The 2,907-nt window shown below is 36.7% G+C and carries 4 protein-coding genes; 3 read left to right on the top strand and 1 reads right to left on the bottom strand.

The window, feature by feature from the left end; all coding sequences use genetic code 11:
- The first annotated feature begins 77 nt into the window (after positions 1-77).
- Positions 78-1,058 carry a YpdA family putative bacillithiol disulfide reductase gene (locus AC1DTM_RS21550; RefSeq protein WP_477000836.1) on the top strand — a complete coding sequence of 327 codons (981 nt, stop codon included), beginning with the start codon at positions 78-80 and terminating at the stop codon, positions 1,056-1,058.
- 32 nt (positions 1,059-1,090) lie between these two features.
- On the opposite strand, the gene ansA is transcribed toward AC1DTM_RS21550, so the two are convergent.
- Entirely contained in the window at positions 1,091-2,065 is a 975-nt protein-coding gene (ansA, locus tag AC1DTM_RS21555; protein ID WP_078174418.1) for an asparaginase, read from the bottom strand.
- Between the two features lie 212 nt (positions 2,066-2,277).
- Between ansA and AC1DTM_RS21560 the strand changes: the two genes are divergently transcribed.
- Positions 2,278-2,451: a DUF5359 family protein gene (locus tag AC1DTM_RS21560; RefSeq protein ID WP_207634195.1), complete on the top strand. Its 174-nt coding sequence runs from the start codon at positions 2,278-2,280 to the stop codon at positions 2,449-2,451.
- 131 nt (positions 2,452-2,582) lie between these two features.
- On the top strand, positions 2,583-2,907 hold a 325-nt coding region (gene cmk / locus AC1DTM_RS21565), incomplete at its 3' end, for a (d)CMP kinase (RefSeq protein WP_477000837.1).

The raw sequence follows: 2,907 nt of genomic DNA on the forward strand, positions 1-2,907 counted from the left end.
GGTGCCTACTGCTGTAAGTAGGTTTTTTCTTGTTTATATAAATAAAGCAGAGGTAGAAGACTAGGAGTGAACCGAGTATGCAAAAAGAAACAGTTATTATTATCGGAGGCGGTCCATGCGGATTAGCAGCGGCGATTTCGTTGCAAAAAGTGGGGTTAAATCCGTTAGTGATCGAAAAAGGGAACATTGTAAATGCGATTTATAATTATCCAACTCATCAAACATTTTTCTCCTCTAGTGAAAAATTAGAAATTGGTGAAGTTGCTTTTATTACAGAAAATCGTAAGCCATTTCGTAATCAAGCGCTCGCGTATTATCGTGAAGTAGTAAAGCGTAAATCTATACGTGTAAACGCATTTGAACGAGTGGAACAAGTTCAAAAAGATGGTGATGTTTTTAAAGTTGAAACGACGAAGCGTGACGGAAACAAAGAAATATATGTGGCGAAATRCATTGTTGTCGCAACTGGATATTATGATAATCCGAATTATATGAATGTACCTGGTGAGAAACTTGAGAAAGTAGCTCATTATTTCAAAGAAGGACATCCTTATTTTGATCGAGATGTCGTTGTAATAGGTGGTAAAAATTCAAGTATAGATGCGGCGTTAGAGCTTGTTAAATCGGGTGCACGTGTAACAGTTCTATACCGTGGCGGGGAATACTCGCCAAGTATTAAGCCGTGGATTTTGCCGGAATTTGAGGCGTTAGTACGAAATGGGACAGTTCAAATGCATTTCGGGGCTCATGTGAAAGAAATTACTGAACATACATTAACATATACGGTTGATGGTGAATCATTTACAATCAAAAATGATTTTGTATTTGCGATGACTGGTTACCATCCTGATCATAGCTTCTTAACGAAGATGGGTGTTCGGATTGATGAAGAAACAGGGCGTCCGATTTATACAGAGGATAGAATGGAAACAAACGCTGAAAATATTTTCATTGCAGGTGTAATTGCTGCTGGGAATAACGCAAATGAAATATTTATCGAGAACGGTAGATTCCATGGAGATGCGATTGCGCAAACCATTGCATCAAGAGAAGAATAAAAAGAAGCTGTCGAAATTCGACAGCTTCTTTTTTAATCGTGCATATACATATTTTGGATTGCTACATGAGAATTTGTATTCTCTAATGCGACTAATAATTTAATACGCGCCTTTTGAGCATTTAAACCGTATGTGAATATAACGCCCATATCTTTTAATTGCTTGCCACCACCTTCATACGAATATACATCTTGAACGATACCGTTGAAACAGCGAGACACTAATACGACAGGAATTCCTTTGCCTATTAATCGTTCTAGACTTGGAAGTGTTCTTGGAGGTAAATTACCTTGTCCAAGTGCTTCGATAACAATTCCGTCTACTGGTAGTGTTTCGATTGCTGATAATAATGTATCATCCATACCTGCGTATGCTTTTAGAACGACAACGTTTTTAGAAATCTGTCGTACTGTGCATGTTTCGTGATGCACTAAAGCATGATGGAAAACAACACCACGTTTTGTTACCATGCCAATTGGTCCGTACTGTGGACTTTGGAATGTCGCGACATTACTTGTGTGCGTTTTTGTTACATTTGTAGCACAATGTATTTCGTCGTTTAATACGACTAGAACGCCTTTTTCAGCAGCTTCATTACTACTAGCAACTTTTACAGCTGATAAGAAATTATATAGACCATCAGCACCTAATTCATTACTAGAGCGCATTGCTCCTGTCACAACGATTGGGATCGTTGCTTGAACTGTTAAATCAAGAAAATAAGCTGTCTCTTCTAATGTATCGGTACCATGCGTAATGACTACGCCGTGAATATCGTCTTGTTTTACTCTTTCGTCAATGATGACTTGTAATTGTAGCATTTCGCTAGGAGTCATGTGAGGAGATGGAAGATGGAACACATCTTCGACAATTAAATCAACATCGCCTTCTAAATCAGGAATAAATTTTAAAAGAGGATTCTTTTCACCTGGTTGTACGACCCCAGTTTCTTTATCTTCCTCCATTGCAATTGTTCCACCTGTGTGTAAAACTAGGATTCTTTTCAATGCTTATACCCCTTTCAAGTTGAAAAATACATTTAGAACATAACATGTTTTGAGTAAATTCGACAATGAAAATGTATAAAAGTATGGTTAGAAAATGACAATAAAATAAATTACTTTAAGTGTGCTTCGGTAAGTGGTTATTAGGTTAGGTTTTGTTTATGGAAATTTATGAGAGGAGATGTGTAAGTGTAGAGAGGGAAGGAGTGAGTTTTTTGAAAAAAGTGGAGAAAATTATAATTCGTATATTACTGATTCAATTTATTTGTCTTTCTTTCGTCCAACTGCTTTTTATACATAAAGCTTCAGTGAAATATTTATCGAAAATTGTTTATTACGAAGGTGTCGTCACGCAAAATAAGGCGGAAATCTTACAGGTGAATAAGTAGTTTTCATTTTCTTCTATGATGGATTATGCTACAATAATTGAGGATTTAATGACGTGAGGCAAATGAGAAGAAGCAGGGGGAGAATACCTGCTTTTCGTTTTGTTTTTATAAGTGAAAAATGAGGTGTTACAATGGATAAACGAATTTCGATTGCTATAGATGGTCCAGCGGCTGCTGGGAAAAGTACAGTTGCAAAAGTTGTTGCGAAAAAACTTTCATATGTTTACATTGATACAGGCGCAATGTACCGTGCTATTACATATGCAGCCCTTGAACAAAAAGTGGATATTGAAAATGAAGAAAAGTTAATGGAAGTTGTAAAAAATGTAAATATTGAATTTCAGCAAGGGGAAAATACACAACTTGTATTTTTAAATGGACAAGATGTTTCCGAAGTGATTCGTACGCCAGATGTGACGAATCGCGTATCTATTGTAGCAAAGCATCGCCTTGTTC

The sequence above is a fragment of the Bacillus sp. P4_D3 genome, from assembly GCF_056401855.1.